Raw genomic sequence first — 25,301 nt, forward strand, 5'->3', positions numbered from 1 at the left:
ACCTTTATTTTCCTTCTAAAAGTATTGATTGAATGGTTTTCTCTCTTCCTTTCTAATAGAAATTAAGTTATTATAAAGTAGGGTAAAACTAAAAGCCACTTATACCAACCGATAGAAGGAGGACTAAAAACAAAATGATGCTTACTGTATTACGGTCGTTTTGTTTTAAAAAAATCTTTTATGAGTTGAGAGCATTCGTTCTCAAGAACTCCACTGATGATTTCTGTTTTTGGATGAAGGGTCAGCTTCTTATTTATAAAACCTCTCTGAGGGTCTCGAGCACCGATAACCACTTTTGAGATTTGAGACCAGGCTAATGCCCCCGCACACATTACACAGGGCTCGAGGGTGATGTACATTATGCAGCCTGTGAGGTATTTCCCTCCGAGAAAATTTGCAGAGGAGGTGATTGCCTGCATTTCTGCGTGGGCGGTTACATCGTTTAGCGTTTCGGTTAGGTTATGGCTTTTGGCGATAATCCTGTTGCTATGCACTACGATGGCGCCTACGGGCACTTCATCTTGCTCATAGGCATTTTGTGCCTCTTTTAGTGCGAGACGCATAAAATATTCATCGCTAAATATTTCCATTCTTTTCTAAGGCTAATTCGAGTACCTCATTCATATTCTGAACAAAGTGGATTTTTAGTTTGCTCAAATAGTCTTTTTTTATTTCCTCTACATCTTTTCTGTTGGCTTCGCAGAGGATGACTTCCTTTATTCCTGCTCTTGTAGCAGCGAGGAGTTTTTCCTTAATTCCCCCTACTGGGAGTACCTTCCCTCTGAGTGTGATTTCGCCTGTCATTGCAAGGTGAGGTTTTACTTTTTTATTTTTAAAGCTGGAAACCATAGAAGTGAGCATTGCTATCCCTGCTGATGGGCCATCTTTCGGTGTAGCGCCTTCGGGTACATGGATGTGGATGTTTTTCTTCTCTAAATCTTCAGCAGCAATGCCGAGCTCGGTGTGTTTCGCTTTGATATATTCCAATGCGATGGTCGCTGATTCCTTCATTACATTACCGAGGTTTCCCGTCATTGTTAAAGCTCCTTTTCCATTGCTGATGATGCTTTCAATGAAGAGGATATCACCACCTACGCTCGTCCACGCAAGTCCAGTTACTACCCCTGGTACAGAACTCATTTCCGACAGGGCTTTGGGTCTTGGTACTCCTAAGATTTCATCGATTTTATCAATGCTTAATTTGGCATTATATTCCTTCTCCATCGCTACCTGAAGGGCTACCCATCTCGCAATTGAAGAAATTCTTTTTTCCAGATTTCTTACCCCACTTTCCGAAGTGTGTGCCTCTATGATGTGCTTTAATTCTGCTGTTCCCAATTTAAAAGATTGGGCACTTAGACCGTTTTCTTCTTGCTGTTTTTTTATCAGATGTCTTTTGGCAATTTCTACTTTTTCTTCGAGAGTGTATCCTGCGATTTGGATAAGCTCCATTCTGTCTAATAAAGGCATTTGGATGGTTGAAAGTGAGTTTGCCGTAGCGATGAACAGTACTTTTGAGAGGTCATATCCCCGCTCTAAATAATTATCATAGAAGGAATGGTTCTGCTCAGGGTCTAATACCTCAAGCAGTGCAGAACTTGGGTCTCCATTAAGCCCTTGCCCGAGTTTATCAATCTCATCTAAGACCACTACGGGATTTGATACACCAGCCTTCTTTATTCCTTGCAGAATACGACCAGCCATTGCTCCGATGTAGGTCTTTCTATGCCCTCGGATTTCGCTTTCATCGTGCAGCCCACCGAGAGAGATTCGTACATATTTCCTTCCCAGAGCGTCTGCTATAGACTTCCCGAGAGAAGTTTTACCTACTCCAGGAGGACCGGCCAAGAGGAGTATGGGAGATTTCATATCTTTCTTTAATTTGAGGACAGCCATATGCTCCAAGACTCTTTTCTTGATATCTTCTAATCCGAAATGAGCTTTGTCTAATACTTTTTGAGCTTGATTAAGGTTAAAATTGTCTTTTGTATAAGATTCCCAAGGCAGATCGGTAAAGAAATCAAGGTAGTTTCTCTGAACATTATAATCTGGAGAGTTTGGATTTTGCCTTTGGAGCCGTTTTACCTCTTTCTGGAAGTGTTCTTCTATCTCATTATTCCATTTGAGCTTTTGGGCTTTTGCCTGTAGCTCATCTATATCGGAATCTATCCCTCCTCCAAGCTCTTCCTGTATGCTTCGCATCTGCTGGTTCAGGTAGTATTCTCTTTGGTTTTTATCTAATTCCTTTGTTGTTTTTTTATGAATCTGATTTCTCAGCTCTAGTCTTTTATATTCTTCTACAAGGAGTTCGTAGCATTTTTCTGCTCTCTTTTGTAGGTTTCTCTCTTCGAGCAGGCTTTGTTTTTCTTCGATGCTGAAATTGGCATTATTACAAACGAAATTTACCAAATGCCCACTATTTACCATATTGTTAATGGCAAAATTCGCTGCATTAGGAATGTTAGGGTCAAGGCGGATAATCTTTAATGCGAGGTCTTTTATATTCTCTTGCAGAGCCTCATAGATATCTTTATCCTTGGGTTGTACTTCTCTTAATTTCTTTATTTCTGCTTGAATATAAGGCTCATCATAGACTATTCTGTCTATCTTAAACCTGCCTACACCTTTTGTTATTACAGTAGTATTTCCATCGGGGAGCTTTATACTTCTGATGATTCTTACAATCGTTCCTGTTTCGTATAAATCGCGGAGTTTAGGGTTTTCTATCCCTCCATTTTTCTGGCTTAGGATTCCTACTAGCTGCCCTTCTTTTTGGGCGTCTTCCAATAATTTTTTGCTATTATTTCTACCTGCTGTAATAGGTGCAATGATTTGTGGGAACATCACCATATTCCTCACAGGAAGAATAGGAAAAACGATCTGATTTTCCTCTCCCGCTTTGTTCACTTCCTTATCAGACAAGTTAATTTCTTCCGTTACAATACTGAAATTCCCTTCCAGTAACTCACTCAAATCTATCTCTTCAAAATCCATAATATTTATGACAATTTGTCATTTAGTTTATAAAATCAAATTTAAAATATCCGATGGCTTCCTTTTGTAGAACTATCTGGATAAAGCATGGCAGATTTTCCCAAGTCCTGTGCCAAGATAAAAAATGCGCCAAAATGACGATTAGCTATTCTTCTCAGTCGAGAAATGATTAAATAATTTTTTAAATAATTTCCTTACTATCCTTAAAATATGTATTTTCGCGGACTGATAAATTTTAGACTTAAACAAAATGGCAATTTTAAGTGAAATTAGAAAAAGACCAGTCTTATTGATGGGGATTATTGCCCTTGCCTTGCTTGCATTTGTGGTAAATCCTGATTCTATAGATAAAGTCTTTGGTAAAAATCCTGATGTATTAGGAAAAGTAAATGGAGAAAAAATTACAAGAGAAGAATTCAATGATCAACTAATGCTACTCCAAGACCAGGCGAAGCAGCAAGGTATGCCTACTTCCGGTCTCGAAGAGCAGGCTTGGCAAGTACTCATCCAGAGTAAGCTCGTAAAGCAGCAGTTTGATAAACTGGGTATGGAGCTTACCGATGATATGTTCTGGAATCAAATTCAGTATGATCCAATGGTTTCTCAAAATCAAAATCTTTTTGATGAAAAAGGAAACTTCAAAGTACAGGAGCTTAAAAAAGAAATTGAAAGTTATAAAGCCAATCCAGAGGCATATAATAACTGGCTCCGTGCCAGAAAAATGATAGAAACAAGGATAATGGCAAGACAGCTCGTAGCTAATTTTTCCGCAGGGATAACTGCCAGTAAGAAAGATGCAGAAGCTATGATGAAGCTCAGAGACCAGCTTGCAGATATTGATTATGTAAAGGTAGATTATGCAGAATTCTTGAAGAAAAACCCTATAAAAGTTAGTACTCAGGATTTGGCAGATTATATTAAAAAGCATCAGACGATTTTCAAGAGCCAGCCATCGAGAAATATCGGGGTGGTTTTCTTCCCTGCTAATCCAAGCCCGGCTGATGAAGGCAAAGTAAAAGAAGAAATAGAGCATCTCCTAAATAAAGGAAGTGAATCTGATCCAAATGAAAACTTCCGAAATACGGCGAATGATTCTATGTTCATTGCTTTAAATTCGGATGCGCAATTTAATCCTGCGTATGTTCCTGTGGAGCAGCTTCCACAGGCGCTTCAATCTCAGATTGCAACGGCATCTACTGGTCAGATTTTTGGGCCATACAAAGAGCAGGGCTATTATGTAGTTTCTAAACTTTTGGATAAGAAACAGCAGCAAAATGCTTCTACATTGGCAAGGCATATCTTGATTTCCTATAAGGATAATCCAGCGGGAATTGAGGCTAATATGACTGAGGCGAAAGCTAAGAAATTAGCAGATTCCATCAGTGCGGTAGTAAAAATAGAGCCAGCGAAGTTTGATGAATTCCTAAACCTTTCTGCTGATAAAGGCTCAGCAGCACAAGGAGGAAGTCTCGGTTGGGCAGATTCTTCACAACCTCAGTTTGTTCCAGAATTTCAAAATTTTGTAGATAAATCTCCAAAAGGCGAAACAGGAGTAGTAAAGACTGTATATGGGTATCATATTATCAATATTCAGGATAAAAAAGTTGAAAACGAACCGAAGATGACTTACAAAGTAGCCAATCTCGTACGAGCTATCAAACCATCTGAAGCTACTGAAAATGAGATTGACAAAAACTCTAAAAGATTTATTCAGCAGGTTCAGGGCAGGTCTTTCAACGAATTTTCTAATATTGCTAAAAAAGCGAAATATCAGTTCTCCAACCCTAAGGCAGTTAAAAGATTTGACGGATTTATCCAAGGTTTAGGTACGGACAAAGACTCTGAAATCCTTGCTTGGGCATTCAAAAAGAAAAGAGAGAAAGGAGATGTAGAGCTCTTCAATGTAGATGGCACAGGAGATAAAATTGTGGTATATCTCAATGGTTTTTATGATGAAGAGTTGGCAGAGCCAGAGAGCGTAAGGGAGCAGATAGAACCTATTGTCCTCAACGAGCTCGCTGCTAAGAAAATCATAGAAAAACTTAATAAGTCTAAGGTTTCTAGCCTTGACCAAGTTGCAAAACTCTTCGGAACAACTAAGCAGAGTGGTCAGATTAACGCACTTACACCATCGCTTGCAGGTTCTATGGAGCCGAGAGTTGCAGGAGCTTCTTTGGGTGTGGCTAAGGGCAAGCTCTCCAACCCGATTGAAGGAAAAACAGGAGTATATTTAGTGGTTAAAAAATCTGAATCTACGAACAAACAGCCTGGCAGCGAGAAAGAAACTGCAGCTATGCTTATGCAGCAAAATGCTCAGATGTTTGGTCAGTTTGTTATCCGAAGTCTCCAAAATGGTGCAGATATTAAAGATTACAGAATTGAGGTCTGGGATAAAGTAAGACAACAATAATCCTCAAAAAAATACTTCAGAAGCAGTAAGAAAATCTTACTGCTTTTTCTTTTTTTTAAGGGATTTAAGCTCGCTTTAATGGCGTTTTATGGCACTTTATTTAATTTAAAATATACTATATTTGCCGAGTTTTTTTAATGTTTATGAAAATATCAAATGAAATAAAAGCTGGTCTTATTGCAATCTTTGCCATCGTTGGTTTTGTATTGCTTTTCCAGTTTATGAAGGGGAGAAGTCTGTTTTCTACAGCTAATGTTTACTATGCTATATTTGATAATGTACAGGGACTCAATTCATCCAGCCCCGTATCCATTAATGGGCTAAAGGTAGGTAAAGTAGAAAAAATCTCTCCCATTATAGCGAAAAACGGAGCAGTTACCTTTCTCGTTCAGGTGAGGATAGATGACAAGTTCTCTTTCTCCAAAAAATCTACTCTGGAAATCTTTGAATCGGGATTAATGTCGGATACCGCAATCAGGCTTCGTATGGAAAATGGAAATCCTTTAGCTAAGGATGGAGATACTTTGCAAGCAGGCTACGAACTCTCTTTGATGAAGAGTCTTGCTGCTGAGGCTATGCCTATCAAACAACAGGTGGAAGGTGTTTTGAAGCAGGTAGATTCTCTTACCACAAACGCAAATAAACTTCTTAATGAGCAGAATCAGCAGGAAATCAGAGCTCTTTTAATTAACCTCAACCGTACTGTTTCAGCGTTTGAGCAAACTTCAAGGCAGACCAATACCTTACTTGCGAAGGCTGATCCAAAGCTCCAAACCGTATTGGATAATACCTCTGCAATGACGGTAAGCGCAAAAAATACATTGGATAAATACGGCAAAGTAGCAGATAATATAGATGTACAAAAGCTCAATACTGCGGTTGCTAATCTAAGCGAGACTGCTCATCAGCTTAATGGACTTATTGCGGGCATACAAAAAGGTGAAGGAAGCCTTGGTAAAATAATGAAAGACGAGGCATTTTATAACAACCTTACCCAGACTTCCGATAACCTCAATAAGCTCATAGAAGATTTAAAGAACAATCCAAAAAAGTACATCAACATCTCTGTCTTCGGAAAGAAGTAAGGATTTTCATCACTTCCGCCCTATTGGGTTGGGAGCAAATATTTTCTCGTAAATTTTGCGAATGTCTGAGAGGGTTTAATCTCGGAAACAAGAGTGGAATTTACGGGATTTCCTATTTATCTTTTTTACAAATTTCTTTGGTTTCAAGGGCTTTTCGTTTTGAGTTTAGTATATTTCAGCTCTATTTTATCGGTGGGAGTTTAAGCAAAATTCCACAAACATAAAACCATTATGAACTTTATAGACAATATTATTTTTCTTCTCTGCATCTCGGTCGGTTTTGGGCTTTTTTTTAGGAGCCTCAGAATCATCTACCGAAATATTATGCTCGGAAAAACCATCCACCGAACTGATAATAAAGCAGAGCGCTGGAAAATAATGGCAAAGGTGGCTCTTGGGCAGAGTAAAATGACCAGAAGACCGGTTGCTGGAATCCTCCATATCCTTGTCTATGCGGGTTTTATCATCATCAATTTAGAGCTTGCGGAGATTCTTGTAGATGGACTTTTCGGTACGCACAGGGTACTTTCATCTCTGCTGAGTTCATCTCTTTACAATCTCTTTACCAGTACATTAGAGGTTTTTTCATTTTTAGTGCTTTTATCGGTAATTATATTTTTTATCAGGAGAAATATTCTAAAAGTAAGCCGCCTCAGTATGCAGGAATTAAAAGGCTGGGCAAAAGACGATGCCAACTATATCCTGCTCATTGAATGCTCTCTAATGCTCGCCTTCCTCTTAATGAATTCGGCTGACGCACTTCTCCAGCACAGAGGAAGCCCACATTATCCCATTCTCGGAGCTTTTCCAGTGAGCAAAATCACCTTCCTGCCTATTTTCAAAGCGCTCAACCTCTCCGAAACCACACTTATATTTATTGAGAGAATAGGCTGGTGGTACCACATCTTAGGGATTCTCTTTTTTATGAATTACCTCTACTATTCCAAGCACTTACATATTTTGCTCGCCTTTCCCAATGCGTGGTTTTCAAAGCTCCAGCCCAAAGCCGAGCTCAGCAACCTGCCGTCTGTAACCAAAGAAATAAAACTGATGATGAATCCCAATGCAGACCCCTATGCTGCAAGTTCAGATTCATCAGAAATCCCTGTGGAGCGCTTCGGTGCAAATGATATTTTTGACCTTAACCGAGTGCAGCTCCTCAATGCATATTCTTGCACAGAATGTGGCCGTTGTACTTCCGTTTGCCCAGCAAGTATGACAGGAAAATCCCTCTCTCCAAGAAAAATTATGATGAAAACAAGGGACAGGCTCGAAGAAGTCGGACGAAATATAAATAAAAATGGTCAGTTTCAAGATGATGGCAAACGACTGCTCTATGATTTTATTTCAAAAGAGGAAATCCTCGCTTGTACAACTTGTAACGCTTGTACCGAAGCCTGCCCAATCTTAATAGACCCACTTTCCATCATTATCGACCTCCGCCGTTATATGGTGATGGAAGAAGCATCGGCTCCCCAAGAATGGAACCTGATGATGACAAATATCGAGAACAATGCGGCGCCTTGGCAATACAATCAAGCCGATCGCCTCAATTGGGTAGACGAAGAAAATTAACTCATCAGTATAAAGATGAGTTTTTTAAAAAGATTTTTGAGATAATAAAAGGAACGATGTTCCTCCATTAAAATTATGAAAATAAAGACGATGGCGGAGTATGCCGCTGAAGGAAAAATGCCCGAAGTTTTGTTTTGGGTGGGCTGTGCCGGAAGTTTTGATGACAGGGCAAAGCGCATCACGAGAGCTTTTTGCAAAATATTAAATCATATTGGGGTGGAGTTTGCTGTGCTGGGAAAGGAAGAATCTTGCACGGGCGACCCCGCGAAGCGCGCAGGAAATGAGTTTATCTTCCAGATGATGGCGCTGAACAATATAGAAGTGCTGAACGCTTATGGCGTTACTCGGATTGTAACGGCTTGTCCGCACGGTTTCAATATATTAAAAAACGAATATCCGCAATTGGGAGGTAATTACGAAGTGCTGCACCACACACAGTTTTTAAAAAAATTAATGGAAGAAGGCCGGCTAAGGATAGAAGGTGGAAAGTTTGAAGGGAAGCGAATAACCTTCCACGACCCCTGCTATCTTGGGCGAGGCAATGGTGAGTATGAAGCGCCTCGACAGCTTCTTGAGAAGCTCGACGCCGAGCTGGTGGAGATGAAAAATAATCGGCGAAATGCAGTTTGCTGCGGTGCTGGGGGCTCTCAAATGTTTAAGGAATCTGAAAAAGGTACGCAGGAAATCAATGTAAAACGAACGGAAGAGGCTTTAGATGAGGCGCCAAACATCATCGCAACGGGTTGCCCGTTTTGCAATACGATGCTGACCGACGGAATAAAACATTTTAATAAAAACGAGGCAGTTGTGGTAAAAGACATCGCTGAGCTGATTGCTGAGGCAGAAGATTTGTAAAAAGTTAATTACCTTTGCGCCCACAGCTTCGGAGGCTGAGGTTTGCAGAAAAAAATTGAATAGATTTATCTTAAAACGAAATAGAAAAAACAATGAAAATAGAAGAATCTTCATCGGTGGAAACCAATGATTTTCGTGTGATGATATACCCCTCTTCGCGCAAATTTACCGCAAAGGAATCTATGGACATTTCCCAGCGGTTGTATGATTTTTTATCTGGCTGGAAGTACCACGGGAAGCCTGTTTCATCTTCGTTTAAAATCGAAAAGAACCAGTTCATCGTCATTTGTATTGATGAAGAAGAGGTAAGCCCAGGCGGCTGTGCGCTGGATTCTTTAAGTGATTTTTTAAAGGAACTCGACCGCGAGTATGGTTTTGAACTTCTCAACAGGATGAAAGTGTCGTATGTAGAGCAAGGCGAAACGAAAACCGTTGGCCTCCTTGAGTTTAAAAGAGGACTAAAAGAGGGGAGCATACCGCACGATATCGAGGTATATGATTTTTCCAAAGATACTTATCTGGCGTATCTCTCGGACTTCCTCCTCCCGCTGAAAAGGAGCTGGGCACAGATTTATGTCTGATGAAAACCGATGTAGAGCCCTCAATGCCTTATTATTATAGAGAAAAATTTTTTAATATTAAATAGAATATAGATTATGTCCAGAATATTAACGGGAATACAAGCGACTGGCACTCCGCATCTTGGGAATTTACTCGGAGCAATAATCCCAGCCATAGAGCTATCAAAAAAAGATGAAAATGATTCCTTCCTCTTTATCGCTAACCTGCACACACTTACGCAGATTAAAGATGCCGAGGAGCTTAGAACGCATACTTACGAGATAGCGGCGGCGTGGCTGGCGTTTGGTCTGGATACCCAAAAAACACACTTTTACAGGCAAAGTGATATTCCAGAAGTTTGCGAACTTATGTGGTATTTGGATTGTTTTTTCCCGTATCAGCGGCTGACTTTAGCCCATTCGTTTAAGGATAAAGCTGATCGTCTGCAAGATGTGAATGCAGGACTGTTTAATTATCCAATTTTAATGGCTGCCGATATCCTGCTCTACGATGCCGAAATAGTTCCCGTAGGCAAAGACCAGCTGCAGCACCTTGAAATCACTCGCGATTTAGCAGAAAAATTTAATAGGCAAATGGGCGAAACATTTGTGCTGCCAAGTGCTGAGCTACAAGCAGAAACGAAATATGTTCCCGGTACCGATGGGCAGAAAATGTCTAAATCCAGAGGGAATATTATTAATATTTTCTTGCCAGAGAAAGAGCTGAAAAAACAGGTGATGTCTATAGAAACCGATTCTACTCCCCTTGAAGAACCGAAAAATCCAGACGCGTGTAATGTGTTTGGCATCTATCAGCTTATCGCCTCCGAGGAAGAAACCGAAGCGCTGAGAAAAAAATATGTAGCAGGAGGCTTTGGCTATGGGCACGCAAAAACTGAGCTCCTCAACCTCATACTGAGTAAGTTTAAGGATGAACGAGAGCGGTTTGATTATTATATGAATAACCTCGCCGAACTTGATAAGAAATTGCAGGAAGGTGCGGAGAAGACCAGACGCATCGCGCAGCAAACCCTCGCAAGAGTACGAAAACAGTTAGGATACTAATGTAAAGAGAAATCCCCTCCACGAGAGGGGATTTTTATTTTGATGATTCTGGGTTATGAGAATGGTTCAACCCAAGTTCTTAGGAAATTCCGCTGAGAATCAAAGGCGAGAGATGAGAAATCGAGGTTAGATATTTTTACCCATATTCCATCGCTGACTTCCGACAGCTCGAGGGTTGGCAGGAATTTCTCCTTAACTTCATACTCGAAGAATATGTCCATCGTATTGTAATCAATTCCTTTAAAATGATATACATTGGGGCGAGTGCCGAGAATCCTTAGCCGAGATACATCGATTGGAAGCTGGAGCTCTTCCATTAGTTCTCGTTTGCAGGTCTCTTCTGCGGACTCATTAGGATCTACAAAACCTCCTGATAAATCCAGCATTCCGCTTTTGGGCTCTTGGCTTCTTTTGGTGAAGAAAATTTCATCTCTGCAACGAAGGATAACAGCTACGGCAGCTGCGCAATTATGGTAGAGAACGAAATCACAATCCGTACAGCTCAGCTTATTGATTTCATTGAATTGCAAAGTTTTGTTGCCACATTTTGGGCAGTATTGAAGCTCCTTCATACTTGAGAATTTTAAAGCAAAGATAAGTATAGTTTGGAAAGAATTTTTTATTCAGAAAAGCTGGTCTGCTTCTTATAGAAAATTTTGGGAGAGGGGATTTATTAGTGTTGTTTGTATTTATAATAATGCTTTTGAGACCGTGAGTAATGCTGTTTTTTTTATTAAAAAATTAAAGAGGGTTTAAGAAATAAACCGATAAAAAAGAGAGCAGTACTTTTATCAGTACTGCTCTTTTTTATGGATTAAATGGTGGTTAGTCTTAGGGTATTGGTTTTGCCTCCTTCGTGGGCGGGCATTGCATTGAGGTTGATGACCATATCTCCCTGCTCTACGAATTTGTTTGAATAGGTAAGCGTATTTACTTGTACGATAGTTTCATCTGTGGATTTTTGCATATCATAGAAGAAAGCTCGTACGCCCCAAAGGAGATTTAGCTGGGTAATAACCCGCTTGTTTGAGCTATAAACGATAATATGAGAGTTGGGTCTCTGCGAAGAAATCTGGAAAGCGGTATATCCTGAGTAGGTGAGGGTAACGATTGCCTGTACCTCTATGGATTTTGCGATACGAACTGCTCCAAGACATATTCTGTTTGTGATGAAGCGCTCGTCTATACAGTTAAACTGCTTTTCAATAATGTTGTTCCTTTCTCTATAATAGTCGGTTGTTTCAATATTTTTGATGATTTTAGACATATTCTTAATCACTTCTACTGGGTATTTCCCTACGGAAGTCTCTCCAGAGAGCATTACGGCATCGGCGCCGTCTAATACGGAATTTGCCACATCATTTACTTCTGCTCGGGTAGGAGTGAGGCTGTTGATCATTGTTTCCATCATTTGGGTAGCGATGATGATAGGTTTTGCGTGCTCTCTGGATTTCTCTACCAATGCTTTTTGTATTGCGGGTACTTCCTCCATTGGGATTTCTACGCCAAGGTCTCCTCTTGCTACCATTAGGGCATTGCAGTGTTCGAGGATTTCATCGATGTTTTTCACCCCTTCTGGCTTTTCTATCTTCGCAATAATAGGTGTTGGGAAGTTGTTGGTAGGATGGTTGGCGATGATTTCTTTTAGGTCTATGATATCCTGCGCGTATCTTACGAAAGAGAGCGCTATCCAGTCCAGTTGGAGGTCTAATATAAAGTTAGCATCTCTGATGTCTTTTTCTGTAAGTGCTGGTAGGGATACATTGGTATTGGGCAGGTTTACGCCTTTCTTGGAGCTTAGTGGCCCACCTTGTATAGTTTTTGCTTTTACAGTGTCTTTTTCATTGGTTTCTATGACTTCGAGGACGAGTTTTCCATCATCAATAAGGATGGTTTCTCCCACTTTTACATCTTTTGGAAACTGCTGATAGGTCATATAGACTTTTGTGGAATCACCCTCAATCTCCTCATTGGTAAAGGTGAGTATATCCCCAGGGTTGAGGAAAGCACCTTCCTTCACTACACCGATTCTCAGTTTGGGACCTTGTAAATCTCCGAGTATTCCTACCGAGTATCCGAAGTCTGCATTGATTTCTCGGATGAGTTCTACATTCTTTCTTACCAGGTCATAGTCTGCGTGTGAGAAGTTTATTCTGAATACGTCTACTCCGGCTTTAATCATTTCTATCATCGTTTCTTTGTTGGATGATGCTGGGCCGAGCGTTGCGATAATCTTAGTTTTTTTTAAGTCTTTGTTCATAATATTCGTATTGAATGAGTTTATAGAGCGGATGATTAGAATCGGTAATCAGCTCCTGAATGGAAAAATTGATATTTTGAGAGGGCAAAAGTACAGAAAAATCTGCAATATTATCTGAAGAGAACATAATGTAATCTACTTCCTCAGCCTTTGGAATCAGGTAATGAATTGGGTTTTCATCACTGAAGAGTTCATCGATTTCCTTTTTCTGATGGGAAAGGCAAGATTTGTTCTTGAACAAGCGAATGATATTCCTCGTCTGCCCATCGCAAGCCTGAAATACGCTGTGCTGGTAATTAAAATACTCACCACAGATTTCTAAATCTACTGTTCGCTCAAACTGTAATTTTCTGCTACTGTTAATTTTGAAGAAAAATTCGTGTGGATGTATCTTATCAGAGAGTCTAAGCAACCCCAAAGACACTTCTTCTATTTCGTCTTCATCTTCCAGAATAAATGGATTTTGAGCTCTCATACTTCTCTATAAAATTTCCACAAAAGTAAGGATTTCTCCTTTTTAGGAGGGGGATTGAAGTCAATTTTTGGAGGGATGAAAGTCGTATTTTTAAAAAAGGCAGTCAGTTTTTTTACCTTCTCTGTGGGGTTTGGAAATCAATAACTTATAGAGGTGGATTTTTACACTTTTGGAGGCTATTTTTTTACTGCTTTTGGGGGATTTTCGTAAGTATCCGTTGTTTTTTGTTGAGGGAGTAGAAGGCTCTTTGTGCGGCTTTTTCTTCTGCTTTTTTCTTGGAAGATTCGCTGGCGTTGGTTATTCTTTTGCCTTCGAGGATTACATAGGAGCGGAAGACGCTCGTTTTCTCGGAAGGGGAACTTTCTTCCACCGTTTCGTAGGCGAGAGATTTTTTCTCCTTTTGAGACCATTCGAGCAGGAGGCTTTTATAGCTGATGATTTTATTTTCCAGCTGATTGATTTTCTCAGGCGTTAAGAGCTTTCCGAGTACTATTTTTTTGCAAGATTCATAATCGGTATCAAGGAATATAGCCCCGATGAGCGCTTCAAATAGGTTTCCTGCAATATCCTCGCTTAGGATTGTACCTTTGGTGTTCTTTATAAGGCGGGAGAGTTTTAATTCCTCCCCGAGCTTATTTAGATTTTTCCGATTGACGATTTTAGACTTCAATTGCGTCATAAAACCCTCGTTGGACTTCGGGTAATTGATGAACAGATACGAGGAAATAATAGACCCAAGCACGGCATCACCAAGGAATTCTAAGCGCTCGTAGTTCTTATAATTGTTTCTGGAAAGTTTTAGTGAGAAAGCCTCTTTGTAGAGGTCTATATTGCGTATTTCGTAGCCTACAATGGCTTTTATCTTTTCTTTAAAATTAAAATCTTCGTTGCTGAGGGGTGGTGTCTTCTCCTTAAACAGAAATTTACTGATGTATTTCTGAAGCCTCATCATAGACTGGAATTATATTTTTTTGAAAAGTACGCAAGCGTTATGTCCACCGAAGCCAAAAGTATTGCTCATTGCTACGCTGATATCCCTTTTTACCGCTTTGTTAAATGTGAAGTCTAATTTGTCATCAATCTTCTCATCGTCTGTAAAGTGGTTGATGGTTGGTGGAACTACTCCGTGAGTTAATGCCCCCACAGTAGCAATAGCTTCTATAACTCCTGCAGCACCGAGCAAATGCCCCGTCATAGACTTAGTGGAGTTGATTTGAATATTGTAAGCGTGCTCACCGAAGAGCCTTGCAATAGCACTGGATTCTGCAATATCTCCGAGTGGAGTAGAGGTTCCGTGCATATTGATATGATCTACCTGGTCAGGGGAAAGTCCCGCATCTTCTACGCAGCTTTTCATTACGAGATAAGCCCCGAGACCCTCTGGGTGAGGAGCTGTCATATGGTAAGCATCTGCGCTGAGACCACCTCCTGAAAGCTCTGCATAGATAGTTGCCCCTCTCTTTACCGCGTGTTCATATTCTTCGAGTACGATAGAGCCTGCACCTTCGCCTAAGACAAAACCATCGCGGTCTTTATCAAACGGGCGGGAAGCGGTTTTAGGGTCATCATTCCTTGTAGAGAGTGCCATTAAAGCATTAAAGCCACCTACGCCACTTGCAGTAACTGCTGCTTCGGAGCCACCGCATACAATAACATCTGCTTTGCCTAATTGGATGAGCATTTTAGAGTCTATAATAGCATTAGCAGAGGAAGCACAAGCGGAAACGGTAGTGTAATTAGGTCCGTGGAAACCGAACTCCATAGAGATATGTCCTGGGGTAATGTCGGCTATCATTTTAGGGATGAAGAAAGGGTTAAACCTCGGTACTCCATTCGAGTTTGCATAGCCTAAAACTTCGGTTTCAAAAGTTTCTAAACCTCCAATCCCAGAGCCCCAGATAACACCGATTCGATTTTTATCTACATTATCTTCTATCAGTCTTGCGTGGGCTACAGCTTCTCTTGCTGCCACCATACCGAGCTGTGTGTTTCTGTCCATTTTCTTTGCCTCTTTTTTATCAAAGTGGTCAAGCGGGTTAAAGCCCTTCACTTCGCAGGCAAATTTGGTCTTGAAGTTTGTAGGATCGAAAAGAGTAATCGGAGCTGCTCCGCTCACACCTTTCACAAGGTTTTCCCAGTATTCATTTGCATTATTTCCTATTGGAGTTATGGCGCCAAATCCTGTTACAACTACTCTTTTCAATTCCATAAGTTTGTTTTTTTAGTTTTTTGTTATTTGTTTACTACTTCTTCTATGTAAGCAATAGCGTGCCCCACAGTAGTAATTTTCTCAGCCTGATCGTCTGGAATTTGAATGTTGAATTCTTTTTCAAATTCCATAATAAGCTCAACTGTATCTAAAGAATCAGCTCCTAAATCGTTTGTGAAGCTTGCTTCAGGAGTTACTTCTGTTTCTTCTACATCTAGCTTATCAGCGATGATAGCTTTTACTCTTGATGAAATGTCTGACATAGTATATTATTTTAAAGTTATTTTAATCTGGGTGCAAATATATAAAATTCTTTAAGACTTACATCTTTTTTTAGTTTATCTGTAATCTTATTTAATATGAGAATTGCAGCCTGCTATTTGTTTTTAGTTATAGGGGAAATGAATAATGATGGGGTATTAAATTTGGGGATTTCGTAATAAGAGTCTAAAATAGGATAGCTTTCCCGTTCTTTAAGTACAGTATATATCTAAAAAGAGAGCCTACAAGCTCTCTTTTTAAATAATGGTTAGTAGTTATATCCTTTTATTTTATCTTTATGAGGAGCCCAATCTTGGTGGGTATGGTATGCATTAAGACTTGCTTGAGGGACATAGAAAGTACAATTTATATCGAATGTTTCAGTTAAGGAGGGAGGGGTTGTAGCTCGTATATAGACTTCTGCATTCTTGTTTAGTTGACGAAGATTTCCATCTTGAATTTCTTTAATAGTTTCTCCCAGAATAACCTTTTTTAAGTTAGGTAGGACATGTATAGCTTCTGATGTCAGAGTTATTATAGAATCTAGGGTGAGTGTTTCTAAACTTGTTAATCCATGGAAAGCACGTTCTTCTACTGTAGTAACTTTAGGAAGGTTAAGAGTGGTTAGCTTAGTATCGCCAAAGGCTCCCCAACCTATTGAAGTAGCATTAGGTAGGCTTATGCTTGTTAACCCACTGTTTTCGAAAGCATAACGATTTACTGTAGTAACTTTGGGGAGGTTAAGAGTGGTTAGTTTTGTTCTAGAGAAAGCGCTTTCACCTATTGAAGTGGCTTCGGGTAGATTTATGCTTGTTATATTTGTACTTTCGAAAGCACGTCCTCCAATTATTTGTGCTTTAGGGAGGTTAAGAGTGGTTAGTTTTGTTCTAGAGAAAGCGCTTTCACCTATTGAAGTGGCTTCGGGTAGATTTATGCTTGTTATATTTGTACTTTCGAAAGCATGTCCTCCAATTATTTGTGCTTTAGGGAGGTTAAGAGTGGTTAGTTTTGTTCCAGAGAAAGCATACCAACCTATTGAAGTGACTTCAGGGAAGTTTATATCTGTTATTTTAGAGCCCCCAAAAGCCCTTTCTCCAATAGTAGTAACTTTTGGAGCCGAAATGTTTGTTAAATGAGTGTTATAAAAAGCCCAGCTCCCTATTAAGGTAGCTTCTGGTAAGCTGATATTAGAGAGATTGCTGTCTTCAAAAGCACTTTTGCCTACAGAGGTTACAGAAGGGAAATTGGCGGTAGTTAGTAGTTTGGTGTATGAGAATGCATTTTTCTTAATCGTAGTTAGTTGAGATAAGTCAATACTTTTTAAATTGCTTTTTTGGAATATACCATCTTCTGCAATTTTTAAATTAGGAAGATTGAGTTCAGTTACCCCTTTATTCTCTTCAAAAGCGTGCTCTTCTATTTCAGTTACAGATTGGGGGATGGTTACCTTTAAGTCTTTAGTATTTTGAAAGGCATAATTACCTATTTTAGTAACACCATCTTTTATAATAAATGTCTTAATACCACCAGAGTTTTGTAATAATCTTTCGCTTATAGTAGTTACATTTGCCATATCAGAATATTGATTCATATCTATATTCTGGGTGTATTTATTTAACCATTGCATTAGTACAGTACCATCTGCACTTATGATATAGTCAAGTTTGGGTGCTGTTTTTTGTAGCGGCTGCCAAGTAGTACCATCGTAGAAGTAGAAGCCTTTTGCATTTACATTTGCTACAAGAGCATCAGCTGTGGTATTTTGTCCTTCGGTATAATTATCTACATTGCTGATATATACTAATGTGGATTCTACAGGTTCTGTTATTTTAGCAATACTTACTTTGCTCAGGTTTGGGATAATGATACCCTGGTTAGCTGTTTCATCAGTGGTTTTAACCTCTATATCCAATGTAGCTCTTGGGGAAATAGAGTTGATACCTATTCTCCCAACATCCTCTTTTTGAGGAGCTGCAGGAGTGCTTTGTGCAAAGCTGTTAGCAGTAATTCCTAAGAAGCAGGCAACGGCTGCATTCAAAAATAGTTTCGTACTCATAAGTAATAATGTATAATTTATGTTGTTAATATTCTACTTAAAAAAAGCGTGCAAAACTATAATATTCTTTTGGGATATTGGGAAGGATAATGATTTATATTTTCTATTGTGATAGAAAAAAGAGAATAGATTATATAAGGCGAATAAATTAAATACTCATCTTCAAAATCTTATTTTAATCCTTATTTTTGCAACCGTATTAATCCTTATTATGATAGATAATTTTGATATTGATGATGACCTCTTTACAGGTAAGGAGCACACCCCTCTAAGGGAAGATGCTTTCCTGCTGAGCCCTGAAGAGAAAATTCAGAAGATAGAAAAACACTTTGCAGAGATAATGCACACGCTGGGGATGGATATGACAGACGACTCGCTGAGAGACTCCCCGAAACGAGTGGCAAAAATGTTCGTAAATGAAATATTCGGAGGCTTGCTGCCGGAGAATAAGCCCGGCATCTCTACCTTTACCAATAAGTATAAGTATCGCCAGATGCTGGTAGAGAAAGATATCACGGTTTATTCTTTTTGCGAGCATCATTTCCTACCGATTATCGGAAAGGCGCATATAGCGTATATTTCTAATGGGGAGGTGATTGGCCTGTCTAAAATCAATAGAATCGTAGATTATTACGCCAAGCGGCCGCAGGTGCAGGAGCGGCTCACAATGCAGATTGTAGATGCGATGAAAGAAGCCCTTGGAACCAAAGATGTAGCCTGTATAATAGATGCAAAACACCTCTGTGTAAATTGCCGGGGGATAAAGGATACGCAGAGCTCCACCATAACCGCAGAGTTGAGCGGAATCTTCCGTACCAACCCCATTACCCGCCAAGAATTTCTGCATTATGTGGGGATGAGCTCACTTGTTTAATACATTTTTTTTAAATCAATTTTATGGAAAATCATCAACTGAAAATATACAATTCCCTTAGTGGAGAGAAGGAAATCTTTAAGCCCATTTTAGAAGGAAATGTCGGTATGTATGTCTGTGGGCCTACGGTCTATTCTAATGTGCATATGGGCAATGTGCGTACTTTTATGTCCTTTGATTTTATCTACCGTGCGCTTACTCACCTCGGGTATAAGGTTCGCTATGTAAGGAATATCACCGATGCTGGGCACTTAACCGATGATGGCGATGTGAATAATGACAGATTCGTAAAGCAATCCCGATTGGAAAAGCTCGAGCCAATGGAAATCGTCCAGAAATATACGGTGAACTTCCACGATGTGCTGAAGCTCTTTAATAACCTCCCTCCCAATATAGAGCCTACCGCTACTGGGCATATCATAGAGCAGCTGGAGCTTGCAAAAATTCTTATTGATAAAGGATTGGCATACGAGAGCAACGGTTCTGTCTACTTTGATGTGCTGGAATACAACAGGCGGGGCTTAAACTACGGCGAACTTTCCAAAAGGAATATTGAGGAGCTTTTTGCCAATACCCGAGATTTGGATGGGCAGGGCGAGAAGAAAAATCCGCAGGATTTTGCCCTCTGGAAAAAGGCTTCGCCAGAGCATATTATGAAGTGGCCTTCGCCTTGGGGCGAAGGCTTCCCAGGTTGGCATCTCGAATGTACAGCGATGAGTACCAAATATCTCGGTGATAAGTTTGACATACACGGTGGTGGTATGGATCTGAAATTCCCACATCACGAGTGCGAAATAGCACAGGGCAAGGGCTGCAATGGTACCTCACCAGTGAATTATTGGATGCACGCCAATATGCTCACAATGAATGGCCAGAAAATGTCTAAATCCACAGGGAATACCATTCTTCCAATGGAACTTATCACGGGAGAAAATACTTTCTTTGAGAAAGGCTTCCACCCGTCCGTTATCCGATTTTTCTTCCTTCAAGCGCATTATAGAAGTGTGGTAGATTTGTCCAACGAGGCATTACTAGCCAGTGAAAAAGGTTTTAACCGAATGATGGAAGCACTTAAAATCCTAAATGATTATGAAGGAGAGGGCGAAAACTCTTCATTCACACTTGCAGAATGGAAAGATAAGTGTTATGCAGCTCTTATGGATGATTTCAATTCACCTATCCTCATCGCTCACCTTTTTGATGTGGTTAAGCTCATATTCAGCATTAAAGATGGTAAATCTCACCTCTCTACATCTGATACAGACGAACTAAAACACTTGATGCACGCCTTTGTATATGATGTGCTTGGGCTACAGCAGATAGAAGAAAACGCTAATGAAAAGCTGGATTCTACCATTCAAGTGCTTATAGAGCTTAGGAACCAGGCTCGGAAGGCGAAAAACTTTGAGCTCTCCGATCAGATTAGAGATAAACTACTGGAAGCAGGCATTCAACTGAAAGACTCCCGAGAGGGCACTACTTATACTTATTAGTCATCCGTGGTATGGGAGGTTTTACCATAGATTTTAGGTGTCTTTTAAGTGATTGAATTATTAATAATAGATTCTCGCTAAAAAACTAAAAGTATATTTGTGAGAATAAAAAAAAACTTTATTTTTGCACACTCATTTTATGGACAAGATTAGAAACTACGACATAGCGTTTGTTGGTCTTAAAAATGGGAAGCACGAGTTTGATTTTGAAATCACTCAGGCGTTCTTTGAGCTTTTTGACACTGAAAAAGAATTTACAGCTCCAAAACTCAATATAAAGGTGTTTTTGGAGAAGCACAGTACTTTTTTAGAGTTTAATATTCAAACTCTGGGGACTATCAACCTTGAATGTGATATTACAGGGGAGGAGTTTAGCTATCCCATAGACGAGAATATAAACATCTTGGTAAAGTTTGGAGAAGACTATGATGACTCCAATGAAGAAGTGATCACGATTCCTCATCAGGATTATGCGTTTAATATTGCACAGCTTATTTATGAGTCTGTAATGCTCGCTGTCCCGATGAAGAAAATCTCACCCAACCTCTCCGATAAAGATTTTGAACTTTTGGAAAAGTTTAGTCCAACCGCTCAAAATGATAAAGAAGAACCCGAAGGGGAGATAGACCCGAGATGGGAAGCATTAAGAAAATTGAAAAATTAAAATATTATAGTAGTGGGATAGCCCCGCTCATCATCAAATAATAAAAAATATTAGAAATGGCACATCCAAAGAGAAGACAGTCTGCTACAAGAAGAGATAAGAGAAGAACCCACTACAAAGCGGTTGCTCCTCAGTTAGCAAAAGATTCAACTACTGGTGAGTTACACCTTTACCACAGAGCTCACTGGCACGAAGGAAAACTCTACTACAGAGGTAAAGTAGTATTAGAAAAAGAAGTAGCTACTTCCGAAGAGGCTTAATAGCACTACTAACAAAAATAATGTAATAACTCTGGTTTTTATAAGCTGGAGTTATTTCTGTATAGCTATTTAAGGTTAATGATAAATACTAATTGTACTTCATTTTACATCTTTCATAGAGTAAAGATTTAAAAATGATAACTTTTGGGCAGGGTTGCGTATTTAAGCGTGATATTTTTATTAAAAATTTGTTTTAAAAGTTAGTATATCTGTTGTATATGCTTTCCCTTTTGGGAAAGGAGAGAAGTAATAAATAGATTTGTGTTTTATATTAAGTGGTTTATAAAAAGGTTACGGGCGACCCTCTGGGTCGCCCGTAACCTTTTTATTGTTCTTAGATGTTAGCTTTTAGCCCTTAGTTTGTCCTAAGTGCTCCCCACGCCAGTGGGTAAGTGCCCGACCGGCTACGGTCTACCTCACCGGCTACGGCGCATTTCATAGAGAGCAAAGCCCATTTTATCGGCAGCTTCATTGATGATTTGCTCTGTGGAGCGCCCTGCACCGTGCCCTGCATTTACCTCTATACGGATGAGCACAGGATTTTTACAAGACTGCTTCGCTTGAAGCTCTGCAGCAAACTTAAAGGAGTGGGCAGGTACTACACGGTCATCGTGGTCGCCAGTAGTAATAAGAGTAGATGGGTAGCATACCCCTTTTTTTACATTGTGCAGAGGGGAGTAAGATTTCAGATACTCGAACATTTCTTTACTGTCTTCGGCGGTTCCGTAGTCATACGCCCAACCTGCTCCTGCGGTAAACTTATTATATCTGAGCATATCCAGTACGCCTACGGCTGGGAATGCTACACGAGCGAGGTCTGGTCTCATCGTCATAACGGCACCTACGAGTAGTCCGCCATTAGACCCTCCAGAAATCGCTAAGTATTTTTTAGAGGTATATCCATTCTTTTGGAGATATTCTCCCGCAGCGATGAAGTCATTAAACACATTCTTCTTCTGCATCTTGGTTCCTGCATTGTACCAGTCTTTTCCGTATTCACCGCCTCCACGGATGTTTGGAACGGCATAAACGCCACCATTTTCCATCCAAATCGCATTGATTACAGAGAAGTAAGGCGTCATAGAAGCATTAAAACCGCCATATCCGTAGAGGATGGTAGGGTTCTTACCATTGCGTTTCAAGCCTTTCTTATAGCTGATTATCATCGGTACTTTTGTTCCGTCTTTGGAGGTGTAGAAAATCTGCTCGCTCACATAGTTTTCAGGGTTGAATTTTACTTTTGCCTTTTGATAAACTTCGGATACGCCCGTCTCTACATTAAACTTGAAAGATGTGCTTGGAGTAATGTAGTTGGTAAAGGAATAATAAAGGTCTTTCTCCTCTTTCTTCCCATAGAAGCCTCCTGCTGAGCCTTTACCTGGAAGAGCAATTTCTCTGATGAACTTGCCATCGTAATCAAATTGTTTGATGGAAGAAACTGCATCTTTCATATAATTGGCAAAGATGTAGCCTCCACCAGTAGACACACCGAGTACATTTTGAGTTTCTGGGATTACATCTACCCAAGTCTGAGGAGTACTGATATTGAATTTTTGAAGTTTTCCATTAGGAGCATTTTTATCGGTTTGTACATAGATGAAATCGCCTTTGGAATCTACAACTCCCGTATTATAATCAAAACCTTTCTGAATTTCTATAAAGTCTGAATTTTTCTTGTTCTTAAGGTCTTTGATGTAAAGCTCATTTCCATTGGTAGCATTTGCCCCAGAGACGATGAGGAACCTTTCGTCATCGGTAAGGCTTGCAGAGAGATATCTCCACTTGCCTTCTTTTTTCACAATGAGTTGCTTGTCCTGAGACTGCTTGGTTCCCAACTTGTGGAAGTATATTTTGTGGTCATCGGTCTTTGCAGAAAGTACACTGCCGTCGGGTTTATCATAGCTTGAATAAAAGAAGCCCTCGTCTCCAAGCCAGGCAGCACCAGAGAATTTTACATCTACCAAAGTATCATCAATCTGCTTTTTTGTTTTTACATCGAGGATGATGATTTTATTCCAGTCGCTCCCCCCTTCAGAGATTCTATAGGCTACAAGTGTTCCTTTCTTATTAAAGGAAATTCCCGCGAGGGAGGTTGTTCCGTCTTTAGAGAAAGTATTTGGGTCGAGGAATACCTCAGTTTTTCCGTTTTTATCGGTTCTATAAAGTACAGATTGTGCTTGCAGACCATCATTTTTATAGAAGTAAGTGTATTCTCCTTCCTTAAAAGGGGTTCCGATTTTCTCATAGTTCCAGATATCTTTCAGCTGTTTTGCAAGCTCATTTCTGAAAGGGATTTTAGAGAGATAATCATTTGTGAAAGCAACTTCACGCTCTACCCAATCTTTTGTTTTGGCAGACATATCGTCTTCCAGCCAGCGATAAGGGTCTTGAACTTTTACACCGAAATACTCATCTGTATGGTCAATTTTTTCGGTTTGGGGGTATTGTTTTTGTGCATTCATAAAAGAAAATGCTGCTACCGAAGCAGCACAAATTAAAGTTTTCTTTATCATAATTAGAATATTTTGACCAAAGATAATTAATTTTCTAATTATAGAAATAGTTTTATGTGAAATCTTTATTTTTGCGACACAATTGATTATTTAAGAATAATAAGTATTATGGAGATAAAAAAAGACCGAATTTTTGGATTGGACATTATTAGAATGCTGGCTATTCTATTTGTAATGATTACCCACGCAGCGAAGTTTATTCCTGCAAAATATGCTAAATATTATTCCGCTTTATATTATGATGGTGTAGGTATTTTCTTTGTTTTGAGTGGATTTCTTATAGGGCATATTTTTATTAAACAAATGGAAAGTAAGGGTCTCTCGCTAGAAGAAATGAAAAATTTCTGGATAAAGCGATGGACAAGAACTTTACCTAATTATTATTTGATTTTAATTATTCTTTTTGTAATACAATACAATACAATACAATACAATACAATACAATACAATACAATATCTTATTTAATTTTCTCCCAGAACCTGTTTAGTAATATGCAGCATAGTTTCTTTGAATGGTCTTGGAGTTTGAGTGTGGAAGAATGGTTTTATTTATTGCTTCCGTTGTTTGCTTTTATATTAAAGCTCCTTAGATTCTCTCTGAAAAATATTATGTTGATTATAATTTTGGGAGGGTTATTTATTATCCATTTCTTTCGTTTTACATATCTATTTTCTATTAATGATTTTAAATATGAAGATTTTGAGGTTATTAGATATTCAGTTTTTTATCGTTTAGATGGAATTATGTTTGGGGTTTTGGCGTCCTATATTTATTTCTATTACAGAGGTTTTTGGGATAAGAATAGAAAGGTAATGTTTTGGATGGGGATTATTGCTTTTATTTTGAGTAATTTTTTAGATAAAGTTATAGGAGTAAATAACTTTTTATACAGAACAATAGAATTAAGTATTACTTCTATTACCATATTATTGATTTTACCTTATATGAACTCTATAAAAACCAGCAATAGTAAATTATATAAACCGATTACTTTTTTGAGTATAACTTCATATTCATTATATCTTATTAATAGTATTGTGCAAATGGGGTTAGCAAAAATAGTAGAATATTATGATGTGAATGAATATTATAATATAGTACCTTGGTCGGCTATGTTTGTTATTTGTTATACTTCATTTTGGGGCGTGTCTATTCTTTTATCTTATTGGTTTTATAAATACTATGAGATAAGGGCTACTAATTATCTAAGAAAGAAGTTCCTTCCTAAGTAGTATTCTTTTTACAAAATAAAGTGCATAAAGTGAAAACTCATTTTTACTCGAAAAATCTGTTCAATTAACGATTGCTATTGAATAATTAACAAAGTTTAATAAAAAATAATCCTTTTAAGGAATGGTATTTGTATTTTGAGATTCCAAAATTTAATATCAATGGAGAAGTTGAGCAAAAATATAGTATTAGCAGGGGGTATAGGAATTTTTAGTATACTGGCATTTCTCTACACGATAAAAAAGTTGAAGAAACGCAAATCCAAAAAGAAGCAGGAAGATGATTTCAGACTCTTTGAGACTGATATTCTGAATGCCGAAAGCCAACACGGCGTAGAATATTTCTCTGTGAGGTAAAAATATTATTATATCATATCATTAAACTGCGATAGGCATAGTCTGTTGCAGTTTTATTTTTGTTTTCTATATAGATATTAATCGAGAAGGCAATATTCGTTGTTT

22 protein-coding genes are annotated in these 25,301 nt (G+C 39.0%); 12 read left to right on the forward strand and 10 right to left on the reverse strand.

Features of this window, described 5'->3' with window-relative positions:
* Window positions 1–149: 149 nt before the first annotated feature.
* Both D8991_RS01420 and lon read right to left on the reverse strand, forming a co-directional pair.
* Window positions 150–584: a nucleoside deaminase gene (locus tag D8991_RS01420; protein WP_120489662.1), complete on the reverse strand. Its 435-nt coding sequence runs from the start codon at window positions 582–584 to the stop codon at window positions 150–152.
* Window positions 577–2,997 carry an endopeptidase La gene (gene lon / locus D8991_RS01425; RefSeq protein ID WP_162926760.1) on the reverse strand — a complete coding sequence of 807 codons (2,421 nt, stop codon included), beginning with the start codon at window positions 2,995–2,997 and terminating at the stop codon, window positions 577–579. Before lon ends, D8991_RS01420 begins: the two co-directional genes overlap by 8 nt.
* A 247-nt stretch (window positions 2,998–3,244) precedes the next feature.
* On the opposite strand from lon, the gene D8991_RS01430 reads away from it, so the two are divergent.
* The 6 genes from D8991_RS01430 to trpS all read left to right on the forward strand — a co-directional run bounded on the left by D8991_RS01430 (window position 3,245) and on the right by trpS (window position 10,544).
* Window positions 3,245–5,404 (forward strand): peptidylprolyl isomerase, encoded by a 2,160-nt coding sequence (locus D8991_RS01430; RefSeq protein ID WP_120488419.1) that lies wholly within the window; start codon window positions 3,245–3,247, stop codon window positions 5,402–5,404.
* Between the two features lie 143 nt (window positions 5,405–5,547).
* Complete coding sequence (locus tag D8991_RS01435) at window positions 5,548–6,489, forward strand: MlaD family protein (RefSeq protein WP_120488420.1); 942 nt, start codon at window positions 5,548–5,550, stop codon at window positions 6,487–6,489.
* 231 nt (window positions 6,490–6,720) lie between these two features.
* Window positions 6,721–8,064: a (Fe-S)-binding protein gene (locus D8991_RS01440; protein ID WP_120488421.1), complete on the forward strand. Its 1,344-nt coding sequence runs from the start codon at window positions 6,721–6,723 to the stop codon at window positions 8,062–8,064.
* A 75-nt stretch (window positions 8,065–8,139) separates the two neighbouring features.
* The gene (locus D8991_RS01445; protein WP_120488422.1) at window positions 8,140–8,919 is read left to right on the forward strand and encodes a (Fe-S)-binding protein; all 780 of its coding nucleotides are present in this window, start codon (window positions 8,140–8,142) and stop codon (window positions 8,917–8,919) included.
* A gap of 92 nt (window positions 8,920–9,011) precedes the next feature.
* Window positions 9,012–9,500 carry a hypothetical protein gene (locus D8991_RS01450; protein WP_120488423.1) on the forward strand — a complete coding sequence of 163 codons (489 nt, stop codon included), beginning with the start codon at window positions 9,012–9,014 and terminating at the stop codon, window positions 9,498–9,500.
* A 75-nt stretch (window positions 9,501–9,575) separates the two neighbouring features.
* A complete protein-coding gene (gene trpS, locus D8991_RS01455; protein ID WP_120488424.1) occupies window positions 9,576–10,544 on the forward strand; it encodes a tryptophan--tRNA ligase in 969 nt (322 codons plus the stop codon).
* Between the two features lie 53 nt (window positions 10,545–10,597).
* Here trpS and D8991_RS01460 read toward each other — a convergent pair whose 3' ends face one another.
* The 7 genes from D8991_RS01460 to D8991_RS01490 form a co-directional block, all read right to left on the reverse strand.
* Entirely contained in the window at window positions 10,598–11,116 is a 519-nt protein-coding gene (locus D8991_RS01460; RefSeq protein WP_120488425.1) for an NUDIX hydrolase, read from the reverse strand.
* Between the two features lie 242 nt (window positions 11,117–11,358).
* Entirely contained in the window at window positions 11,359–12,804 is a 1,446-nt protein-coding gene (gene pyk, locus D8991_RS01465) for a pyruvate kinase (RefSeq protein WP_120488426.1), read from the reverse strand.
* Window positions 12,779–13,279, reverse strand: a complete 501-nt coding sequence (locus D8991_RS01470) for an IPExxxVDY family protein (RefSeq protein WP_120488427.1) — start codon at window positions 13,277–13,279, stop codon at window positions 12,779–12,781. Before D8991_RS01470 ends, pyk begins: the two co-directional genes overlap by 26 nt.
* Before the next feature lie 184 nt (window positions 13,280–13,463).
* Window positions 13,464–14,228, reverse strand: coding sequence for a ribonuclease III (gene rnc / locus D8991_RS01475; RefSeq protein ID WP_120489663.1), 765 nt, complete (start codon window positions 14,226–14,228; stop codon window positions 13,464–13,466).
* A 12-nt stretch (window positions 14,229–14,240) separates the two neighbouring features.
* Window positions 14,241–15,488: a beta-ketoacyl-ACP synthase II gene (fabF, locus tag D8991_RS01480; protein ID WP_120488428.1), complete on the reverse strand. Its 1,248-nt coding sequence runs from the start codon at window positions 15,486–15,488 to the stop codon at window positions 14,241–14,243.
* 23 nt (window positions 15,489–15,511) lie between these two features.
* A complete protein-coding gene (locus D8991_RS01485) occupies window positions 15,512–15,751 on the reverse strand; it encodes an acyl carrier protein (RefSeq protein WP_120488429.1) in 240 nt (79 codons plus the stop codon).
* 266 nt (window positions 15,752–16,017) lie between these two features.
* Window positions 16,018–17,805 carry a leucine-rich repeat domain-containing protein gene (locus D8991_RS01490; protein WP_120488430.1) on the reverse strand — a complete coding sequence of 596 codons (1,788 nt, stop codon included), beginning with the start codon at window positions 17,803–17,805 and terminating at the stop codon, window positions 16,018–16,020.
* A 211-nt stretch (window positions 17,806–18,016) separates the two neighbouring features.
* Here D8991_RS01490 and folE point away from each other — a divergent pair, with 211 nt between their 5' ends.
* From folE to rpmF, 4 genes are all read left to right on the forward strand, one after another.
* Window positions 18,017–18,679 carry a GTP cyclohydrolase I FolE gene (gene folE / locus D8991_RS01495; protein ID WP_120488431.1) on the forward strand — a complete coding sequence of 221 codons (663 nt, stop codon included), beginning with the start codon at window positions 18,017–18,019 and terminating at the stop codon, window positions 18,677–18,679.
* Between the two features lie 23 nt (window positions 18,680–18,702).
* Window positions 18,703–20,172, forward strand: coding sequence for a cysteine--tRNA ligase (gene cysS / locus D8991_RS01500; protein ID WP_120488432.1), 1,470 nt, complete (start codon window positions 18,703–18,705; stop codon window positions 20,170–20,172).
* Window positions 20,173–20,311: 139 nt separating this feature from the next.
* The gene (locus D8991_RS01505) at window positions 20,312–20,836 is read left to right on the forward strand and encodes a YceD family protein (RefSeq protein WP_120488433.1); all 525 of its coding nucleotides are present in this window, start codon (window positions 20,312–20,314) and stop codon (window positions 20,834–20,836) included.
* 56 nt (window positions 20,837–20,892) lie between these two features.
* On the forward strand, window positions 20,893–21,096 hold the full coding sequence (rpmF, locus tag D8991_RS01510) for a 50S ribosomal protein L32 (RefSeq protein WP_120488434.1): 204 nt from the start codon (window positions 20,893–20,895) through the stop codon (window positions 21,094–21,096).
* A 416-nt stretch (window positions 21,097–21,512) separates the two neighbouring features.
* Here rpmF and D8991_RS01515 read toward each other — a convergent pair whose 3' ends face one another.
* Window positions 21,513–23,609, reverse strand: coding sequence for a prolyl oligopeptidase family serine peptidase (locus tag D8991_RS01515; RefSeq protein ID WP_120488435.1), 2,097 nt, complete (start codon window positions 23,607–23,609; stop codon window positions 21,513–21,515).
* Window positions 23,610–23,717: 108 nt separating this feature from the next.
* Here D8991_RS01515 and D8991_RS01520 point away from each other — a divergent pair, with 108 nt between their 5' ends.
* Both D8991_RS01520 and D8991_RS01525 read left to right on the forward strand, forming a co-directional pair.
* On the forward strand, window positions 23,718–24,842 hold the full coding sequence (locus D8991_RS01520) for an acyltransferase family protein (RefSeq protein ID WP_120488436.1): 1,125 nt from the start codon (window positions 23,718–23,720) through the stop codon (window positions 24,840–24,842).
* 159 nt (window positions 24,843–25,001) lie between these two features.
* Window positions 25,002–25,196 carry a hypothetical protein gene (locus D8991_RS01525; RefSeq protein ID WP_120488437.1) on the forward strand — a complete coding sequence of 65 codons (195 nt, stop codon included), beginning with the start codon at window positions 25,002–25,004 and terminating at the stop codon, window positions 25,194–25,196.
* The last annotated feature ends 105 nt before the right edge of the window (window positions 25,197–25,301 follow it).

The organism is Bergeyella cardium (assembly GCF_003614945.1).
Taxonomy (GTDB): Bacteria; Bacteroidota; Bacteroidia; order Flavobacteriales; family Weeksellaceae; genus Bergeyella_A; species Bergeyella_A cardium.